13 protein-coding genes are annotated in these 19,077 nt (G+C 61.6%); 3 read left to right on the forward strand and 10 right to left on the reverse strand.

Annotated features, from left to right (window positions below; translation table 11 throughout):
* Positions 1–805 precede the first annotated feature (805 nt).
* The 6 genes from P5W99_RS26145 to P5W99_RS26170 form a co-directional block, all read right to left on the reverse strand.
* Positions 806–1,930 carry an ABC transporter permease gene (locus tag P5W99_RS26145; RefSeq protein WP_434665423.1) on the reverse strand — a complete coding sequence of 375 codons (1,125 nt, stop codon included), beginning with the start codon at positions 1,928–1,930 and terminating at the stop codon, positions 806–808.
* A 5-nt stretch (positions 1,931–1,935) separates the two neighbouring features.
* Positions 1,936–4,692 carry a ribosome-associated ATPase/putative transporter RbbA gene (rbbA, locus tag P5W99_RS26150; protein WP_434665426.1) on the reverse strand — a complete coding sequence of 919 codons (2,757 nt, stop codon included), beginning with the start codon at positions 4,690–4,692 and terminating at the stop codon, positions 1,936–1,938.
* A 29-nt stretch (positions 4,693–4,721) separates the two neighbouring features.
* Complete coding sequence (locus P5W99_RS26155; protein ID WP_434665058.1) at positions 4,722–5,798, reverse strand: HlyD family secretion protein; 1,077 nt, start codon at positions 5,796–5,798, stop codon at positions 4,722–4,724.
* Positions 5,795–7,288: an efflux transporter outer membrane subunit gene (locus P5W99_RS26160; RefSeq protein ID WP_434665061.1), complete on the reverse strand. Its 1,494-nt coding sequence runs from the start codon at positions 7,286–7,288 to the stop codon at positions 5,795–5,797. The genes P5W99_RS26155 and P5W99_RS26160 overlap by 4 nt, the downstream gene beginning before the upstream one ends.
* A 614-nt stretch (positions 7,289–7,902) precedes the next feature.
* Positions 7,903–9,072: an IS91 family transposase gene (locus P5W99_RS26165; protein ID WP_434664668.1), complete on the reverse strand. Its 1,170-nt coding sequence runs from the start codon at positions 9,070–9,072 to the stop codon at positions 7,903–7,905.
* A gap of 20 nt (positions 9,073–9,092) precedes the next feature.
* A complete protein-coding gene (locus P5W99_RS26170; RefSeq protein WP_434665064.1) occupies positions 9,093–9,968 on the reverse strand; it encodes a tyrosine-type recombinase/integrase in 876 nt (291 codons plus the stop codon).
* A 565-nt stretch (positions 9,969–10,533) separates the two neighbouring features.
* On the opposite strand from P5W99_RS26170, the gene ltrA reads away from it, so the two are divergent.
* Positions 10,534–11,871, forward strand: a complete 1,338-nt coding sequence (gene ltrA, locus P5W99_RS26175; protein WP_434665066.1) for a group II intron reverse transcriptase/maturase — start codon at positions 10,534–10,536, stop codon at positions 11,869–11,871.
* A gap of 352 nt (positions 11,872–12,223) precedes the next feature.
* Here the strand turns inward: ltrA and P5W99_RS26180 are convergent, their stop codons facing one another.
* From P5W99_RS26180 to P5W99_RS26195, 4 genes are all read right to left on the reverse strand, one after another.
* Complete coding sequence (locus P5W99_RS26180) at positions 12,224–13,120, reverse strand: amidohydrolase family protein (RefSeq protein WP_421027710.1); 897 nt, start codon at positions 13,118–13,120, stop codon at positions 12,224–12,226.
* A 78-nt stretch (positions 13,121–13,198) separates the two neighbouring features.
* Positions 13,199–14,218 (reverse strand): substrate-binding domain-containing protein, encoded by a 1,020-nt coding sequence (locus P5W99_RS26185; protein WP_421073381.1) that lies wholly within the window; start codon positions 14,216–14,218, stop codon positions 13,199–13,201.
* Positions 14,219–14,248: 30 nt separating this feature from the next.
* Positions 14,249–15,244 carry an ABC transporter permease gene (locus tag P5W99_RS26190; protein WP_434665070.1) on the reverse strand — a complete coding sequence of 332 codons (996 nt, stop codon included), beginning with the start codon at positions 15,242–15,244 and terminating at the stop codon, positions 14,249–14,251.
* A 46-nt stretch (positions 15,245–15,290) separates the two neighbouring features.
* Positions 15,291–16,823 (reverse strand): sugar ABC transporter ATP-binding protein, encoded by a 1,533-nt coding sequence (locus tag P5W99_RS26195; RefSeq protein WP_434665073.1) that lies wholly within the window; start codon positions 16,821–16,823, stop codon positions 15,291–15,293.
* Between the two features lie 397 nt (positions 16,824–17,220).
* Between P5W99_RS26195 and P5W99_RS26200 the strand changes: the two genes are divergently transcribed.
* Together P5W99_RS26200 and P5W99_RS26205 are read left to right on the forward strand one after the other, a co-directional pair.
* Entirely contained in the window at positions 17,221–18,123 is a 903-nt protein-coding gene (locus P5W99_RS26200; protein WP_434665428.1) for a LysR substrate-binding domain-containing protein, read from the forward strand.
* A gap of 109 nt (positions 18,124–18,232) precedes the next feature.
* The gene (locus P5W99_RS26205; protein ID WP_421027715.1) at positions 18,233–18,982 is read left to right on the forward strand and encodes an SDR family NAD(P)-dependent oxidoreductase; all 750 of its coding nucleotides are present in this window, start codon (positions 18,233–18,235) and stop codon (positions 18,980–18,982) included.
* The last annotated feature ends 95 nt before the right edge of the window (positions 18,983–19,077 follow it).

Below are 19,077 nucleotides of genomic sequence, written 5' to 3' on the forward strand. Positions count from 1 at the left end.
CGAACCGATTCGTGTTGCCGCCGACGCGGAACCGAGCCAGCTGGCGACGCGGTGGCGATCCGGTATGCGAGTTCCCACGCCGCTGGTTCGACGGTGAGGTCGGCATGTGGCAGGCTCACGCAAATCTCGGCGTCAATCATACGAGCTTGCGGAGACGGTGCGTATTGCAGTGGATGCAATCGATGGCAATTCGGGACCCGCCAATCGAGAGGAATTGTTGCTGGTGTGGGGTGATGAGCCTCGACTATCGATGCCCTGCATGCTGTGAAAATGAGCCGGCGCTCCCTCACGATCCGTCAGTCACCTGGCCCTGAATACCATGCAATATCTGCCGGCGCGAGTGCAAGTTTTCCGGAACAGCATCCTTCGAGATGCGCTGGTCTGCTGGTTTTGGATGTTTATGTCGAGCGAAGCCCATTGCGGTGGCGAGCGTGCCCTGGACTGACCATGTCAAGGATATCAGCAGTATCACGCATATTTCGGGATGGAAAATGATTTCAGGCTGACTGGATCGATGTTCGGGCCAGCGCAATACCGGGCCGGCCCGTACGCATTGTGAAAAGGATCCTTGTAGCTGGGCTATCCGAAGTGCCGCCGACGGACTCTGAGGTCTACCGGGGGCGTTGGCCTTTTCAGTATCAGGATGAACATCGCCGTTATCGATAATCAAGTTCGCAACTTACGGAATGGATCGCCCGGAAAAGGCCGCGCGATGGTTACTGAGCGACCTTTGTCGGAAGGTTGACGCGAAGGCGAGAACGAACGGGGCGGACTAATTCGATGCGAGCTATCTGCAATTGCCTGGCTAGGCCATCTGGCTGATGGTTTTCCGAAACCTGCGCAGCGATAGCGCGAACAGCGTGGCTCCGATCGCGATCAATGCGCAGAACGGCCGCCACACCACGTCGATGCCCGCGCCCCGGTAAAGTATCGCCTGACCCAGTTCGACGAAGTGCGTTGTGGGTGCCGCGAGCATGATGTCCTGAACGATTTGCGGCATGCTCTCCCGTGGAGTGATGCTGCCCGACAGCATCTGCAACGGCAGCAGCACGAGCACGATCAGCATGCCGAACTGCGGCATGCTGCGGGCGAGCGTCGCGAGGAAAATCCCCATCGACGTCGTCGCGAACAGGTGCAGCGCGGCGCCCAGCATGAATAGCGCCACCGATCCTTCGACCGGCACGTGCAGCGCCCCACGTACGACGAACGTCAGCGAGAACGCGGCGGCAACGAGGACGACGAGCCCCATCGCCCAGACCTTCGAGAGCATAATTTCCCCCGGCGTCACGGGCATGACCAGCAAGTGTTCGATGGTGCCGTGCTCGCGCTCCCGGATGAGCGCCGCGCCAGTGAGAATGATCGACAGCATCGTGACGCTGTTGATTATCTCCATTAATGCGCCGAATCGCACATGTTCGAGGTTCGGGTTGAAACGCATGTGTATGGCAATATCGACAGGTAGCACCGCGTTCGCGCGATAGCGTCGCGCGAACGTATCGACCTCGCCGCTCACGATCTGCTGCACGTAGCCGCTGCCGGTGAACGCCTGACTCATCCGGGTCGCGTCGACGTTCAGCTGGATGACGGCGCGACGGCCCGCGAGGATGTCGCGCTGGAAATTCGGCGGGATGTCGAGCGCGAAAGTGTATGTGCCAGTGTCGAGCCCCCGGTCGACGGCGGATGCCGAAATGAGTGCGGGCGTGTCGAACTGCGGCGGAAAAAACGCCTCGACAATCCGCGCCGAAAGCGGCGACGCGTCCTCGTCGACCACCGCGATCGGCGCCTTGTGCAGCGTATCGGGCTGCGCTGTCGCGGCCGAGTAGATCGATACGGTGAACGTGTAGATGATCAGCACGAGCATGATCGGATCGCGCCGCAGGCTCCACAGTTCCTTGATGCCGAGCCGGTAGATGTTCGAGAGCCTGCGTATCATCGTCACGTCTCCTGCTTGCGCAGCATCGCCATCGTCACCAGCATCACCACCGGTATCGTGACGAGCAGCGGCCAGAACTGTGTCCGCAGTTCGTTGAAGCCGAGCGCCTTGTTGAATACACCGCGGCTGATCGTGAACATGTAGCCGGCGGGATAGATCTGCCCGATCAACCGGCCGCTGCCTTCCATCGAAGAAAGCGGATTGATCAGCCCCGCGAACTGGATCGTCGGCACCATGGTGCCGATGATGGTGAGAAAAATGGCGGAAATCTGGCTACGCGTGAACGTGGACGCGAGGAGCCCAAGGGCGGTGGCCACGATACTGAAGACAAGAACGGCCGCAAGCAGCGTCATGAAGCTGCCCTTTACAGGGACGCCGAACGCGAATTGCGCCATCAATGTCATCAGCAGGAAGTTGAGGAGCGCGAGCAGCACATACGGCACCTGTTTGCCGAGCAGAAATTCCGCGCGCGTGACCGGCGTGACGTACAGGTTTACGATCGAACCCAGTTCGCGTTCGCGCACGACCGCAAGCGCGGTCAGCATCGCGGGCAGCATCAGCAGCAGCATCGGAATGATCGCCGGCACCATCGCGGGGAGGCTCCTCACGTCGGGGTTGTAGCGAAAGCGCGTTTCGATGTCGAGCCGGGCGGCGGGTGCCGCGCCGAGCCGGTGCTGCGCCTGATCGGCGAGCCAGGCCGCGTGCATGCCTAGCACGTAGCCGCGTATCGTTTCGCCTCGTTGCGGCATCGCGCCGTCGATCCACGCGCCGATCTCGACCTGTCTGCCGCGCTGCAGGTCGCGTGCGAAGTTCGGGGGGATTTCGACGGCAAGCGAGAGACGGCCGCTGCGCATGCGCCTGTCGAGGTCATCATAGTCGGCGAGCGGCTCCTGCTGCTCGATGAAGTAGCGCGATCCCGAGATGTTCAGCGCGTAGTCGCGGCTCAGTTCGGTCTGGTCGCGATCGAGTACAGCGAAACTCAGGTTTTCGACGTCCATATTGATACCGAAGCCCATCACGCACATCAGCACGAGCGAGCCCAGCAGCGCGAGCGTCGCGCGCACGGGGTCGCGCCGCAGCTCCAGCGCTTCACGCCACATATAACTGAGCATCCGCGCCGGGCTGAACGGGCGGTGGCGGGGCACGCGGGCGGGCGCTTCGCGCGGCGCGGCGATTGTCGCGAGCGACGACGCGGAATCGATGGCCGGCTCGCCGCCCGCATCGACCAGATAGCCGATGAACGCCGCTTCGAGCGTCGCCGCGCGGCGCGAGTGCACGAGCGCGGCCGGCGCATCGCTCGCGAGCACCTTGCCGGCGTGCATAAGCGATATGCGATCGCAACGCTCGGCTTCATTCATGAAGTGCGTCGAGATGAAGATCGTCACGCGGTCGTGGCGAGCCAGATCGAGCATCAGTTGCCAGAAGCTGTCGCGCGCGATCGGATCCACGCCCGAGGTCGGTTCGTCAAGAATCAGCAGTTCCGGTTTGTGTACTATCGCGACGGCGAGCGACAGGCGCTGCCTGACACCAAGCGGCAGGCTCACGGGCAGCGCGTCGAGCACGTCCGCGAGGCCGAAGCGCTTCACCATTTCGTCGACGCGCGCGGGAACCTCATGCTCGTTCACATGAAAGAGCCGCGCGTGAAGCACGAGGTTTTGTCGCACGGTGAGCTCGCCATACAGCGAGAACGCTTGTGACATGTAGCCGACGCGCCTGCGCGTGTCGATGTCGTCTGGATCCACTGCGCGGCCGAACAGCGTAGCGGAGCCTCCCGTTGCCGGCAGCAGGCCCGTCAGTATTTTCATCGTCGTCGACTTGCCGCAGCCATTGGAGCCGAGGAAGCCAAAGATTTCGCCCTTGCGGATGCGGAAGTTCACGTGGTCGACCGCGACGAAGTCGCCAAAACGCATCGTCAGGTCATGGGCCTCGATAGCGATCTCCGCCTCGTCGACCGCCGGCAGCGGAGCAATCTGGATAGCGCGGTGTCCGCGTCGTCTTGCCTCGGGCAGAAGCGCAATGAACGCTGCTTCGAGCGTCTTGCCGTTCGTTTGCTCGAGAAGCGCGGCCGGCGTGCCGGTCGCGAGCACGCGCCCGGCATCGAGCGCGACGAGCCAGTCGAAGCGCTGTGCTTCGTCCATATAGGCGGTGGCGACGATCACGCTCATCGCCGGATGCGTTTCGCGAATGCGCGCGATCAGGCTCCAGAACTGCACGCGCGCAAGCGGGTCGACGCCCGTGGTCGGCTCGTCGAGAATCAGCAGATCCGGGTCGTGAATCAGTGCGCAGCACAGCGCGAGCTTCTGCTTCATGCCGCCGGAAAGCTTGCCCGCCGGGCGCGACAGAAACGGATAAAGCCCGGTGCTGCGCGTCAGGTCGTGGACGCGACGGCGGCGTTCGGCTGCGTCGTGGTCGAATAGCCGCGCGAAGAACTGCAGGTTTTCTTCGACCGACAGCGTCGGGTACAGATTCTTCCCCAGGCCCTGCGGCATGTACGCGATGCGCGGGCAGACGCGGTTGCGGTGAGGTGCCGACGCCATGTCGCCGCCAAGCGCCTCGACAGTGCCGTGCTGCACCTTGCGCGCGCCCGCCGCCAACGCAAGCAGGCTCGACTTGCCGACGCCGTCCGGACCGATCAGGCCCACCATGCAGCTCGCCGGAATGTCGAGCGTGACGTCATCGAGCGCGACCGTCTTGCGGTAGCGCAGGCTTACGCGCTTCAGACGCACGACCGGCGCGCGGCTTGCGCCACCGGTGCGCAGGTCGTCTGCGAGGATGGGCGACGTCGCGCTCACTGCGGCACCCGGATGGACAGCTTCGCGGGCCACGGGACCCGCGAATCGACACGCACCCACGCGACACCCGGCAGTCCCGTCTTGACGAGCTTCAGATGCTGGAGCAGCAACTCGCGGCTGATCCGCGCCTTGACGCGAAACATCAGTTTCTGGCGCTCGTTCGCGGTTTCGACGGTTTTCGGCGTGAACTGCGCGGTGCTGGCAACGAACGTGACCGCGGCCGGGATCACATAGTTGGGCGCGGCATCGAGGACCACGCGCACTTCGGCGCCGAGCGCAACTTTGCCCGCTACCGTCTCGGGCAAGAAGAAGGTCATGTAAACGTCGGAGAGGTCGATCATGTTGAGGACCGTTCCGCCCGCTGCGAGCACTTCACCCGGCTCCGCGACGCGGTACTGCACGCGGCCGTCGCGCGGCGCGGTGAGTTCGCTGTCGACGATATCGGCATTGACCCGTGCGACGGTGGCCTGAGCGGCCACCACCATCGAACGCGCAGCGACAAGTTGCGCGCGGGCTGCATCGATCGCGGCGGCCGCGGTCGCGACTTGGGCGGTGGCGGCGTTCACCGCTGCCTCGGTGCTGCGCATCCGGGCGCGGTCGTCGTCGAGTTCCTGCATCGACGAAGCGCCTTCGCGCGACAGCGTCTCGGAGCGCGCGAGCTTGCGCCGCGCAGCGTCGAGTTCGGCTTCGCGCTGCATCACGAGCGCCTGAGCCGCGGCCTTGTCGCTCACCCGCTGTGCGACCTGCGCCTCGACGCTCGCCGCGTTGTTGATGGCCTGCTGATGCTGCGCACGCGCTTCGTCGAGTTGCGCCTCGAGCACGGTCACCTGCATTTTGGCGAGCGGCTGACCCGCTTTCACGAAGTCGCCTTCATCGACGTAGATGCTATTGACGCGGCCGGCGAGCTTTGTCGCGACGTCGATCTCGGTCGCCTCGACACGGCCGTTGCCGCTCGCAAACGCGTCGCCCAGGCCATCCGTGTGCAGTCGTGTCCACGCATAGTAGCCGGCAGCGGCGGCGATCAGCAGCACTGCAACGGCGATTAGCCTTTTTGTTGTAGTTGCAACGTTCATTGCGACGAGTCCTGTGGTGGCGAATGTCCAGCTATCGGAGGCGGCTGGCCGGCTCGCGCCTCGTGCTCCACATTGCCGCCTAGCGCTGCGTAAAGCGTGACCCGGCTCGACAGCAGCGCCCTGCGGGTCTGCACGAGCGCCTGCTGTGCGTCGAGCAGATCGCGCTGCGCATCGAGCACCTCGAGGAACGGCGTCGCCCCGCTGTCGTAACGCAGCCGCGCCAGCCGCGCACGTTCGGTCTGCGCATCGAGGGTCGCGCGTGCGGATTGAACCTGGTCGGCCAGCCACTCGCGCGCCGACAACGCATCGGCCACGTCGCGGAATGCGGATTGGATGCTTTTCTCGTACTGCGCAACCGCCTCTTTCTGTCGCGCTTCTTCGAGATGCAGATTGCTGCGATTACGTCCTGCGTCGAAGATCGGCAAAGACACGTTCGGCAGAAAGATCCACGCGCCGGTGTTTGACGAGAACAGGTCCTGGAGCGCGGTGCTGCCGCTGCCGAGTGCGCCGGTAAGCGTGATGCGCGGGAAGAATGCCGCGCGCGCCGCGCCGATGTTCGCGTCGGCTGCGCGCAGCTGATGTTCGGCGGCCACGATGTCGGGGCGATTTTCCAGCAGTTGCGACGGCAGGCCCGCGGCGAGATCGGCGCGAACGCTGTCGTCGTCCAGTTGCGCCTGCGACTGCGCCACCGGCGAGCCGACGAGCACGTCGAGCGCATGAGCATCCGTGGCGCGCTGCTGCTGTAGCTGTGCCGCGAGAGTAAGCGCTTGTTCAAGCAGAATCTGCGACTGCGTCAGGTCGAGCCTCGACGTCGCGCCGACCTCGTAGCGCCGCCGGAAGATGCGTAAGGATTCCGTGCGGGTCGCAATCGTCTGGTGCGCGATTGCAATGCGCTCGTCGAACTCGCGTAGCAAAAGGTAGCTGTCGGCGACCTGCGTGATCAGCGCAAGGGTGGTGGCGCGCCGCGATGCGTCGCTGGCCAGAAAGTTTTCGAGCGCGGCATCCTTCAGGTTGCGCACGCGTCCCCAGAAGTCGAGCTCCCAGTTGCTCTCCGTCAGACTCACGCTATAGCCCGCGCCGTCGATCGGCTGGCTGCCCAGGATGCCGCCCGGCGTCCGGAAGCGGACGTACGACGCCCCCGCTTCGACGGTAGGGAATTGATCGGAGCGGCGTACGCCGTATGCCGCGCGCGCTTCTTCGACACGCTGCACCGCAATGCGCAGGTCGCGGTTATTCTCGAGTGCCTGCGCGATCAGGGCCTGAAGCTGCGGGTCGGGAAAGTAGTCGCGCCAAGTCACGTCGGGGGCAGTTGACTGGCCCGCGTCCGGCGCGTCGGTCGGCCACGAGGGTGCGACCGGCAATGCGGGGCGTTCATATTGCGGCGCAAGCGACAGGCAAGCGGACAGCGACAGCGCGAGCGCCATGACGGCGGCGTGCAACCGATAGGCATACTGCTTCAGGCGTTCGCTGGGAGCGGTATCGTTGCGCATGGCATGGCTGCAGGCAGGTTATTCGCATCGCCGCGTCCTCGCAAAAGCGGAGATGCGTTTGGCAGGCGGGCAGCGACGAGCAGGTCCTGCATTTATACTGCCGCGGCCTGGCCACGTGCGGTTGACGCAAGTCAAGGGGCCCGCCGGCCAGCCGGGGATGAGCGGTATTCTGGATGAAGCTGACGTTCGAACGTCTCTGTGGTGGCGCTGACCATTGTCCGAAAGTGGCCGTCTGCCGACCGACGCGGTCGGCTGTACCCGTTAAGGGTTATTCGATGCCTGCCATCGGCCACAGGAATGTGACGGTGCCTGCGCGCGTGTCGGCAGGCGTCGAATAAGCCTCGATGGAGGAAACCGCGGAGTGCCCCGAAGCGCTTGAAGTCTTCGCGGCTATGGCGATTGATAGGCCGGGATGCTCAGCGGTGCCGGATGCGGCGCGTTCAGGCGGGATGCCGGACGGGCACTGACGCGATGGCGAAGCGGTACTGAGGTGCAATCGCGATGATGACGCGGGCTTGGGAGGCGCTTCGAGAAGCGACACGCGCAAATGTCCGCTCGTGGGCCGCGTTGCCGCAAAGCCGACGGTCGGTTCAGATATCGGGGAACCGTGGAGTTCATGTCTGCTCCCGGCGCATTGGCGGTGCGCGGATCGGGGCGCTGCGCGCGAGGATGTCGACGACGATCATCGGTGCGCCGCAGTGCCGGCAGATGAAGACGGGCCGGGTTTCGAGGGTGGCGTCGTCCGGTGACGGGCTGATCCCTGGTGCGACGTGTAGCAGATCGCGCACCCTGGCGAGCCTGGCGCGGCGTACCGGGTTGGCGAGCAGTCCGTAGTGACGGATGCGATGGAAACCGCCGGGCAGCACATGGAGCAGGAAGCGGCGTATGAATTCGCCGGTTTCGAGGGTCATGGTCTTGTAGCGGGTGTGTCCCTTCGCGCGGTAGTCCTTCCAGCGGAACGTCACACCGCGCTCATCGAAGGCGACCAGACGCTGGTTGGAGATGGCAACGCGGTGCGTGTAGCGTGAGAGGTACTCGAGCACCGCCTTCGGTCCGGCGAACGGGCGCTTGGCGTAGACCACCCATTCGCAGGTACGCAGCGGCGCAAGCCAGTGGGCAAAGGTGGCGGGATCAGCGAGCCCGGTGTACTCGCCGAAGAACTGCAGCTGGCGATTCCGGTGGGCCAGTTCGAGCGCTTCGAGGAAGCGCCGGCGGAACAGGCGTGAGAGCACGCGCACCGGCAGGAAGAAGCCGGGCCGGCACGCAATCCAGCGCTCGCCATCGGGCGAGAGTCCGCCGCCGGGTACGATGCCGTGCGCGTGTGGATGATGCGTAAGGGCTGAGCCCCAGGTGTGCAGTACGAGCGTGGCTCCGATCTGCGCGCCGAGATGCCTGGGATCGGCAGCGATCGTGCGCAGCGTGTCGGCGGCGATGTCGAGCAGCAGGCCGTAGATGATCCGTTTGTTGTACCAGGCGATCGCGCTGATGGGTGCGGGAAGCGTGAAGACGACGTGGAAGTACTCGACGGGTAGCAGGTCGGCCTGGCGCGCCTCCAGCCAGCGGTGTGCGGCGCTGGCCTGGCACTTCGGGCAATGGCGGTCCCGGCACGAGTTGAAGGACACTTCCGTCCTTGCGCAGCCTGAACAGCGCAGCACATGTCCGCCCAGTGCCGCCGTGCGGCACCGTTCGATGGCCGACATGACCTTCAGCTGCCCCAGGCTCAGGTGTGTCGTGGCTCGCCACGCTGGCCCGTGGCTGCGGAAGATCTCCGCAACCTCCAGCATGAGGCGTTGCGGCTGCGGGCTTACTCGGTAGGCAGCCGGTCCAGCGGGCTGGTGACCTCCTGCAGCAGGTCGGTGGCGACCTGGACGTAAAGCGCGGTGTTCTCCAGCTTCGCATGGCCAAGCAGGACCTGGATCACGCGGATGTCCACCTTCTGTTCAAGGAGGTGTGTCGCGAAACTGTGTCGAAGCGTGTGCATGGACACGCGCTTGTCGATGTGCGCGGCCTCGGCGGCGGCGTGAATGGCGCGGTTCAGTTGCCGCGTGCTCAGCGCATCGACCGGATCGAGCCCGGGAAACAGCCACCCGCCGTCGAGCATCTTGCCCTGCGCACGGGCCACGCGCCACCACACACGCAGACGCTCAAGCAGAACCGGTGAGAGCATTGCGTAGCGGTCGCGGCGGCCCTTGCCCTGCTCGATACGCAGTGTCATGCGCTGGCTGTCGACGTCGGTGACCTTCAGCGCCACCACTTCGCTCGCGCGCAGCCCGGCACCGTAGGCGACCGACAGCGCGGTCTGGTGCTTCAGGTTGCCGGCTGCCTCGATGAGGCGCCGCACCTCATCGGGACTAAGCACGACGGGCAATATGCGGGGCACGCGCACCGGCTGCATCCTGACCATCAGTTCGGGCCGGTCGAGCGTGACGGTGAAGAAGAACTTCAGGCCGGTGATCGCGCGGTTCAGTGAGACGGGCGAGGTGCCGTGATCGACCAGATACAGCTGGTAGCGCCGCAGGTCCTCGACGGTAGCCATGTCGGGCGAGCGCTCGAGAAACCGGGCGAACTCGCGCACGATGCGCAGATAGCTCTCCTGCGTCTTCGGGGCAAGCTGGCGCATGCGCATGTCGTCGATCATGCGCTGGCGCAGCGGGCTGGCGTTTGCTGGTGAGGAGGTCATGATTCGGCTCCTGTTGAAGAACGAGGCGGATTGCCTCATTCGCCAACATAAAGCCGCGTGACCGGCCTCTCCCTGATCTCCAGCGTCGGACCGTAGCCCCTACCGCGCGAGCGGTTTAGTGTACGCCCGTGATGGCGTGCCATCTGCAGGGTGAAAGTCCCTGCCGGAGTTGGCCACAGCTCCGTAGCTGAAGGTAACTGCGTCGTCGTGAGGCGGGGTGGGGAGTAACCGGAAGCGAACTGTCGGTCCGTAGGTTAACGAACCTGTTTCGGCGGGGTATGGCGGCGAGCCTGCACTAAAGTGGCGAAGCCTGGAAGCAACACAGCACGCTGTCGTGGCGGATAAAGCGGTGCGGTGGCGTACCACGTGGTTGAGGACGGAACGATGGGACGGTGGCACGAAGCAAGCGGGGAGACCTGCCGGCGAGGTGAACGCTGGCAGGAGTCAGAGTCCCGATAGTACTGCACATGGCAGCGTCAAGCCGTGAAGACCTGCGTCAGAGCAAAAGGCGCACTAGGGAAGCGGGGCAGGAAAGTTGATAGCAAAAGACCGGAACGAGGCAAAGATGAAGATCGAAGCATCGCCAGTGTCGGTAACGACTAGACGAGATGCAGACGCGCTGGGAAGCTGCGTGCAGCGGAAATTCGCGCCAGCCGCAATCTGGACGGACGCTATGTTGGCTGCTCTACAAAACGGAGTTAAAGGAGGTAAGTGGTTCAGCTTGATCGACAAGGTGTTTCGCCTGGACACGCTCGCGCAGGGATGGGCTCAGGTCGAGAAGAACGCCGGGGCGGCGGGAGTGGACCGCATGAGCGTGAAGCGATTCGCGCAAGCGCGGGACCGATATCTCGCTGAACTGGCGCATGCATTGCAGGATGGTAGTTATCGCCCACAGCCGGTGCGGCGCGTCTACATACCGAAAGGTAAAGGACGTCGCCCGCTCGGCATACCCGCTGTCAAAGACCGCGTCGTCCAGGCAGCGCTCAAGCTGGTCATCGAGCCGATCTTTGAGCATGAGTTTGAGCCGAGAAGCTACGGCTTCCGCCCGGGTTTGGGTTGCAAGGATGCGCTGAGGGAAGTTGACCGGCATGTGAAAGCGGGCTACTGCTGGGTGGTCGACGCCGACCTGCAAAGCTATTTCGACTCGATTCCACACCTCCCCCTTCTTGCGAAAGTGGCCGGGCGGATTGCGGACGGCCGAGTCCTGGAACTCATCCAGTCCTTTCTCAAGCAAGACATCATGGAAGACATGATGCGTTGGACGCCGACTTCCGGCAGTCCTCAAGGGGCGGTTGTCAGCCCCCTGTTGGCAAATCTGTACCTGCACGAGCTTGACGTGGAAATGCGCCAGGCAGGGCTGGTCATGGTGCGCTACGCGGATGACGCCGTGGTGTTATGCCGCACACGTGAGGAGGCGGAAGCTGCGCTCACTCGCTTGCGGGCCTGGGTGGATGCGAACGGCTTGAAGCTGCATCCGGATAAAACCCACGTTGGGGATTGCCGGTTGGAGGGTCAAGGGTTCGAGTTTCTGGGCTACCGGTTCGAAGCCGGTGAGCGTTGGGTGCGCAAGAAGAGTCTTATGGGGCTGCGAGACAAAATCCGCACCCTGACCAGACGCAACAGGGGCGATTCGATTGAGGGCATCATTGCCTCGATCAACGCGATCCTGCGTGGCTGGTTCGGCTATTTCCAGCATGCCCACCGATACACCTTCTCGTCGGTCGACGGATTTGTTCGTCGCCGTCTGCGAGCGATCCTGCGCCGACAGCTTCACCGTCCGGGTCAGGGTCGATGCTTTCGCGATCACACACGCTGGCCAAATGCCTTCTTCGCTAATCTTGGGCTGTTCACAATGTCCGAGGCCCTTCGATTGGCGCGCCAATCCCGATGTGGAAACAACTGACTGGAGAGCCCGTCGTGGGAAAACTGCACACCGGGTTCGGAGGGAGGGGACGGCGATCGCCGTTTCCTACCCCTATCCCGCGAGCGCAAAGCGGTCATACTGTTGCCAGCCCACTGCCGCAGGAATCTTAGCCGTTCGGATTTATCGGCGACGGGGGGCGTTGTGAGGCGTGAAATCGAGTATGCTGCACCGGCAGTTGCGTGTGCATATTCTGCAGATCCTTGGCACGACGGTAGGCTGCAGCACATAATCCATCAACGTGCCTATAAGAAAGCGCCGGAACGTCTTTTTCTTCCACAAGAATGCGCCTACTCGACGCTCCCGACCGGGAGATACCATTAGCGTTCGAGCATCAAAGCCTGTAGACGCGCTCCGCATTGTCATGGAATAGCGCACGACGCTCAGATCCGGTGAACTCCTTCGTAATTGCCTTGAACGCGTCGAAGATTGCGTCGTAAGTGCTGAACAACTTGTCCACCGGGAAATTACTGGCGAACATGCATCGTCCGACGCCGAATGCATCGATTGCATCGAGTACGAACGGCCGAATGCTGTCGACCGTCCATTTCCAGTCCGCCATGCCAAGACCTGAAATCTTGCATGAAACATTTGGGGCAGAGGCCAGTAGTTTCATTCCTTTTCTCCAACCTTCTATTTCGGCAGGCGTGCGATCCACCGGCATGCCAGTATGGTTGAGAATGACAGGAGTATCGGGATAAGCCTGGGCCAGCGCCGTCGCTTCTTCCATCTGGGTGCAGTACAGTTGTAAGTCGAAAGACAGGTCGTACCGCCGGAGAAGGGAGTAGCCTGATCGCCATTGCGGGTCGCTCATGAGATGCGGATTGTCAATGAACGTCTTGACGGGGTCCCGATGGAAGTTAAGACACTGGCGAATTCCACGTACGTTAGGATACTCGAGGTGTGCTTCCAATACCTCCTGCACCTTCGGTGATGACAGGTCCGCAAAGCCGACAATTCCATGCGGGTACCCATGCTTGTCCGCAACGCTCTGTAGCCAACGCGTTTCCGCAACTGGGTCATTGTGATCATATTCAACCTGAAGATGAACCGTCTTGACGACATTCTGGTTCCTTATGTCCGCCAGGAAGTTTTCAATCAGATAGTCTTCGCGTATCGCCGAGTAATCACCGAAAACTCGCTCAAGCATGGGCCCCTGAAGCCACGGATAGTTGCCGTCCTTCAGGTCATAGAGGTGGTGGTGAGGGTCAATGATAGGGAGCTTTTCCACGATGTCTCCGGATGCTTTCAAGTTGAAGCACCAGGCCGCCGGCGCATCTGCAGGCGGCCTTGGCGCGCGCGATTGAGCTTAGTAGCTGCCTGCCGACGGCGGATACACGCGCTTCACGATACCCTGAGTCTCGGGCTGGTCAATCGTTTCCTTCGTCACGAGCGGCTCTTTGAGCGCCAACTCCTGAGTCGTCGGCTTTTTGTTCAATGCATTGTTCACTTGTGTTGTCGCGTCGATTCCCTGGCCGACGGCTTCCTGCAGGAAAATGCCCTGAATCGCGCCGTCACGCAGCAGTTTGATGGTGGTCGGGCTTCCATCAGCAGTCACAACGGCAACCTTCCCGGTGAGGCCGCGTGTCTGAAGCGCTTTGGCTGCGCCCGTAGCAGCTTCATCGTACATGCCGTAGATGGCCTTGACGTCCGGGTGGGCGGTCAGGATGTCGTTTGCCTGCGAAACAGCCTCATTGACAGTCAGACCGTGGGTCTCGAGAACCTGAACCAGGTCACAACCGTTCGCAGCGAACGACTCTTTCGCGCCTTTCATATATTTTTGCGCGTTCTCCCGGTCCTGCGGAAGTGACAGCATCGCAATCTTGTTACCACCGCGCTCCTTTGCAAGCTTGCAGACATATGTGCCCTGCGCCTTGCCGGTTTCGTAATTGTTGGCCGTGACCGCCGATGTGTAGTCTGTCTGCCCCGCCTGCGGACCGATACCAGCAAACGCGATAGGAACAGATTTATCCTTGAGCAGCCTCAATACAGGAGGCGTGCTCGTCGAGCTGACAGGCCCCATGACGATGGCAGAGACGCCTCGCGTCAGTGCCGTCTTCACATTGTCCATCTGCTTCGCGGGAGAATTCTCGGAGGTGAATTCCACGTAGTTCATGCCCAGTTCTTTTGCGCGTTCCTTGACCCCGTACGCAACCCATTGCCAGTACGAGATGTCCAGCGACGGCGCGATATAGGCAACCGTCTGCTTCGCCTGCGCGAGTGCCGGCTGTGAGACCATGGCGACGCAAGCCAGCGCGCTACACACGGCCATCGTGGTCAACGGCGTTCCACGGCGGCGGAATTTGGCGAATCGAAAAGCGTTCATCATTGTCTCCATGCTGGGTGTTGTAATGCCGGCTTATCGCCGTGCTTTGGTGACGCGGTCGACAAGGACCGCGATGAGAATCACGACACCTGTCACGGTGCCTTGCCAGAAACTGTTCACGCCAATGAGGTTTGCGCCGTTCTGGATAATCGTTATCATCAGTGCGCCGAGCAGCGCACCGATGGCCGAGCCGGTTCCACCGAAGAGGCTTGCGCCGCCGATAACCACCGCCGCGATTGCTTGCAGCATCAAGCTCGAGCCGGCCGTTGCTTCTGCGTTGCTGATGTACGAGATGCTTACGATGCCGGCGAATGACGCGAGTAATCCCGAAATGACATAAGCGGTTAAACGAACGCTGTTGACGGGGATGCCGATGACACGAGCCGAAGAGCTGCTGCTGCCCACCGCGTACAGCCATCTGCCGGCCACGACTTTGCGCAGACAGAACTCGATGACAATCAGAAGCAGCACGCACCAGAGCACGTAGTTGATGACACCGGGAATCAGCGTTCCGGAGTTGAGAAGCCAATAGTTCGGGTCGTTGACAGGAAGTGAGTGGCCGTCGGTGACGATGAACGACAGACTTCCAGCAATGGCATATGTACTGAGGGTCACGACGAATGGCGCGAGACCTACGAACGTCACCAGCGCACCATTAATCGAACCGATGATGAAACCGATAGCCAGGCCGGCGAGACTGCTCACAATGGCGCCATAACCATGCGACATAGCGAGTCCAGTCACCATGCCAGTCAGGGAAAAGACTGAGCCGACTGACAGATCGATTCCACCCGTAATAATCACGAGTAGTACACCGAACGCCATGATGACCAGCGGCGCGGCGGCCTGGGTAACGTTCGCGAGATTTCCAATCGACAGCGCAGCGGGAACGACCATTCCGACGGCGAGTTCGATGACGACAATCGCAATAGCGATTGCAATTTCGGTACGATACGTTGACAGCAGGCGTCGAATACCACCGCCTGACTCCTTCGAGCTGCTCTGTATTGAGTGCGTCGCTGCTTTCATGCTCTGTCTCCTGGCTTAATCTTCGATTTCCGAAACGTCATGCGTTTCAGGCGGCCATCCCTGTAGCGCTGGCAAGGCTCTCCTCATTAACGTCTGAGTGACGAAGAATGCCGGTCGGCCGCCCGGAAAGGTCAAATGCGAGCACCGTGTCACAGAGTTCGACCAGTTCCACGTACTCGGTCGACCACCAGACGACTGCCGTACCCTGCCTGGCGAGCTTGCGAATGAGCGCGTAGATTTCCCGCTTTGTCCGAATGTCGACGCCGCGCGTGGGTTCTTCGAGCACCAGCAGTTGCGGTCTCAGATTCAGCCAGCGCGCAACTAGAATTTTCTGCTGCGTACCACCGCTCAAAGTTGAGGGGAGGTGCCATAGGGAACCGGCACGTATCTTGAGCGCGTCGAGGAGGGCTTGCCCATGCCGAAGCTCTTCGTCACGAGCTATCTTTTTTCGCTCGACGATGCGCCGCGCCGCCATCAGGTTGTCGATGATGGGAAGCGTTGCAAGAATGCCTTTGTTTGCACGGTCGCCAGATATGTAGCCGACCCCGGCGCGAGCTGCGCCTGACGGACCGCGATGCTTGACCTGCACCCCGGCGCGCTCGATATTCCATCGAGATTTTGTCCCGAGTCCCGTGAGTGCCTCAATGAGAGCCAGAGGGCCGGTCGGTGCGCCCGCGAGTCCGATAATGGCCCCCGGACGTATTTCGAGCTCGATATCGTCGAGGCGGACAACGATAGGCTTTTCCGCGGTGCTACCGTTGTCGTGACGCGCGTCGTGACCTTCCCGCAAATCCGATGCAGCTTCCAGGCTGACCTCGGGTTGCTGGTCTGGCTCGACGGATTGCCCCATATAGTCGACGATTTCGCGGTCCGTGATGGCATTGAGCGGCGCACGGTCGATGGCTGTTTTCCCGTCGCGAATGATGGTGCAGACGTCAGCAATCTGACGTATCTCGCGCATGCGATGGGATACGAACAGGACGGCGAGACTTGTCTCCGCGACCAGCCTTCGAATGACCGCAAACAGACGCCCGGTCTCGGCAGCAGTGAGATTCGCTGTCGGCTCGTCAAGCAGTAGCAGCCTCGCGCCAGAGCGGAGTGCTCGAGCGATTTCCACGAGCTGCCGCTCGTGAAGCGATAGCTCGCCCACCAGACGACTAACCGATTCCCGGGCGAACTGCGAGTCAATCAACGATAGAGCGTCAATCGCGAGCGCACGTGATGCCCGCTCGCTATAGGTCCCGAGCGCGCGATGCATCCGGGGTATTGCGATATTTTCCGCGACCGACAGATGAGGCAACAGTGCCAGCTCCTGGTTCACAACCGCAATCTCTCCTGTGTCAGCGGGTGATGCTGAGGAGCCACCGAGGTCCCGTCCGGCAAACTGAAGCGTGCCCCCGTCCCGTTGATGCTGGCCAGAGATAATCTTGATGAACGTCGACTTCCCGGCTCCATTGCCACCAAGGAACGCGTGAACCTCTCCCGGACGGACAGACAGGTCGAAGCCCTTGAGGACGCTGGTAGCACCGAAACTTTTGACGATTGACTTCGCGAGCAACAACGCAGGTTGTTCAGACATAGCAAATCTCCGTCGCGAAAACTGCGAACGAACGTCTCCAACCGCAGGCCACAAGAGCCGCCTGCGGCGTGTCACATTTTCCGAAGGCTTAACCGGGTGGCAGCAAATACGACGCGCCGAATCCGGTGACGGCCGGTCGCCTTAGCGCTGGACGACCTTGTAGCGACGGGTGGATTGTTTGCGGGAAGGGGAGGTCAGGTTATCCATCAATGTCTCCTGTGCGGTTGCTGCACCGCGCAATCTTTATATGAGGCAAGACTTTAGGCCACCAGGCGGCCTGACACGGGGTAACATTTCGTCTGTTTTCGTGTCCGTATCGCTTGACGTCGAGGATGGCAGCGAGCACCGTCCGAAGGCAATGCAGTTTTGTTCAATCGCGACTGAAAAAAATTTGATCATGCGAATTCCTCCGTTGAAGGCCATCATTGCGTTCGAGTGCATTGCACGCACGAAGAGTGTGAATCGAGCAGCAGAAGAGCTCGACCTCACGGCTTCGGCAGTCAGCCATCAGCTAAGCAACCTCGAATCGATGATTGGCCAATCGCTGTTTCAACGGACTGGGCGTGGTCTCGTCCTGACGCCAACCGGTGAGCGCTATCTGGCGGATGTCACGGGGTCGCTGGCAGACCTCAGTCGGGCAACCGAGCGAGCCTCAAGCCAGAAAGAAGTCGACATCCTGCGCGTGCACTCGAGCCCGAGTTTCGGCCTGATGTGGCTATTGCCCCGGCTATCCTCGTTTCAGGAAGCAAATGGTGACGTTCAGCTGAACGTCGCCTGTTCGTACGAGAACGTTTCGTTTTCGAACGGGTATTACGACATCGACATTCGTCACGGCTATGGAGAATGGAGCAACCTTGAAGTACGTACGGTCCGGGGTGAATTCATTGCCCCGCTGGCGTCGCCGGCCTACCTCGAGCGGCATCCGGTGAAGACGCCGGAAGACCTTCTGGCGCAGCGGCTCATCTATTCGGAGACGCCGCTCGTTCAGTGGCGGCAATGGTTCGGACGGGTCGGGGTTGCCGGTGCGAACAAGACGTTCGATTTTTCATTCGACCGCTCGTACATGTCCATTGAGACAGCTTCGTTAGGGCTCGGAATTGCACTGGAAAGCGTAATGATGGCTTCGCAGAAAATAAAGGACGGCGCCCTCGTGCAGGTCTTCGACGATAGTCATTCGGTCGAGGTTGGGGCGCATCACATCGTTTACCCGAGCCAGAACGCTGAATTGTCTCGGGTTGCAAAGTTTTTGTCCTGGATTGAAGAAGAAATCGAGCGCTGCAAGCCGCGTACACAGGGATAACCCTGGGGGCTGAAAATTTCTCAGCTACGGTTGAAAGGAACTGCGTTGATGCAAGGCGCGCCGGCGGACAAACTTCGCCTACACCTAGTTCATCAACGGAGACACCCACATGTTGCTCGAGAATCAAGTCGTTATCGTCACGGGCGCGGCATCGGCGCGCGGCATCGGTAAAGCGACAGCAAAGGCGATGGCAGCGCAAGGAGCGCGCATCGCCATTCTGGACCTGAACCTGGCGGACGCGGAAAGCGCTGCGCGTGACCTAGGGGAAGGTCATCTTGGTCTGGCGTGCGACGTTACCGACAAGGAAGCCTGCGTCGCCGCAGCAGATGCAGTCGCTGCTAAATACGGCCGAATCGACGCGTTGATAAACAACGCGGGAATTACGCAGCCCATCAAGACACTCGAAATCTCCAAGAATAACTTCGACGCGGTTGTCGGCGTCAGCCTTCTGGGCACCCTGTACATGTCGCAGGCGGTCATTCCCCACATGAAAAAGCAGCAACGGGGCAGCATCGTGTGCATGTCATCCGTTTCCGCGCAACGCGGCGGCGGCATCTTTGGCGGCCCGCACTACAGCGCCGCAAAGGCAGGCGTTCTCGGCCTCGCGAAAGCTATGGCCCGTGAATTCGGCGGCGATCATATCCGCGTCAATTCCATTACGCCGGGTCTCATCCAGACGGACATCACGGGTGACAAGCTGACGCCCGAGATGCGTGCGGACATTATCAAGGGCATTCCGCTCGGGCGCCTCGGCGAGGCAAACGACATCGCCAATGCCTGCCTGTTCCTGGCAAGCGACCTCTCGTCGTACCTGACTGGCATTACGCTTGACGTCAACGGCGGCATGCTGATTCATTGAAGTGACGTGCCCGCGTTCGCTTCCGACATTGCATAACATACGACGCACTTGGACCAGCCGCGGCGTCTTGCAGCCAAAGCGGCACAGAGACATGG

The organism is Paraburkholderia sp. A3BS-1L (assembly GCF_051125215.1).
Classification (GTDB): Bacteria; Pseudomonadota; Gammaproteobacteria; order Burkholderiales; family Burkholderiaceae; genus Paraburkholderia.

Bases quoted from the DNA above. Each gene is read 5' to 3' on its own strand.
- P5W99_RS26155 (WP_434665058.1), bottom strand. From the start codon at position 5,798: ATGAACGTTGCAACTACAACAAAAAGGCTAATCGCCGTTGCAGTGCTG.
- P5W99_RS26160 (WP_434665061.1), bottom strand. From the start codon at position 7,288: ATGCGCAACGATACCGCTCCCAGCGAACGCCTGAAGCAGTATGCCTAT.
- P5W99_RS26165 (WP_434664668.1), bottom strand. From the start codon at position 9,072: ATGCTGGAGGTTGCGGAGATCTTCCGCAGCCACGGGCCAGCGTGGCGA.
- P5W99_RS26170 (WP_434665064.1), bottom strand. From the start codon at position 9,968: ATGACCTCCTCACCAGCAAACGCCAGCCCGCTGCGCCAGCGCATGATC.
- ltrA (WP_434665066.1), top strand. From the start codon at position 10,534: ATGAAGATCGAAGCATCGCCAGTGTCGGTAACGACTAGACGAGATGCA.
- P5W99_RS26185 (WP_421073381.1), bottom strand. From the start codon at position 14,218: ATGATGAACGCTTTTCGATTCGCCAAATTCCGCCGCCGTGGAACGCCG.
- P5W99_RS26190 (WP_434665070.1), bottom strand. From the start codon at position 15,244: ATGAAAGCAGCGACGCACTCAATACAGAGCAGCTCGAAGGAGTCAGGC.
- P5W99_RS26195 (WP_434665073.1), bottom strand. From the start codon at position 16,823: ATGTCTGAACAACCTGCGTTGTTGCTCGCGAAGTCAATCGTCAAAAGT.
- P5W99_RS26200 (WP_434665428.1), top strand. From the start codon at position 17,221: ATGCGAATTCCTCCGTTGAAGGCCATCATTGCGTTCGAGTGCATTGCA.
- P5W99_RS26205 (WP_421027715.1), top strand. From the start codon at position 18,233: ATGTTGCTCGAGAATCAAGTCGTTATCGTCACGGGCGCGGCATCGGCG.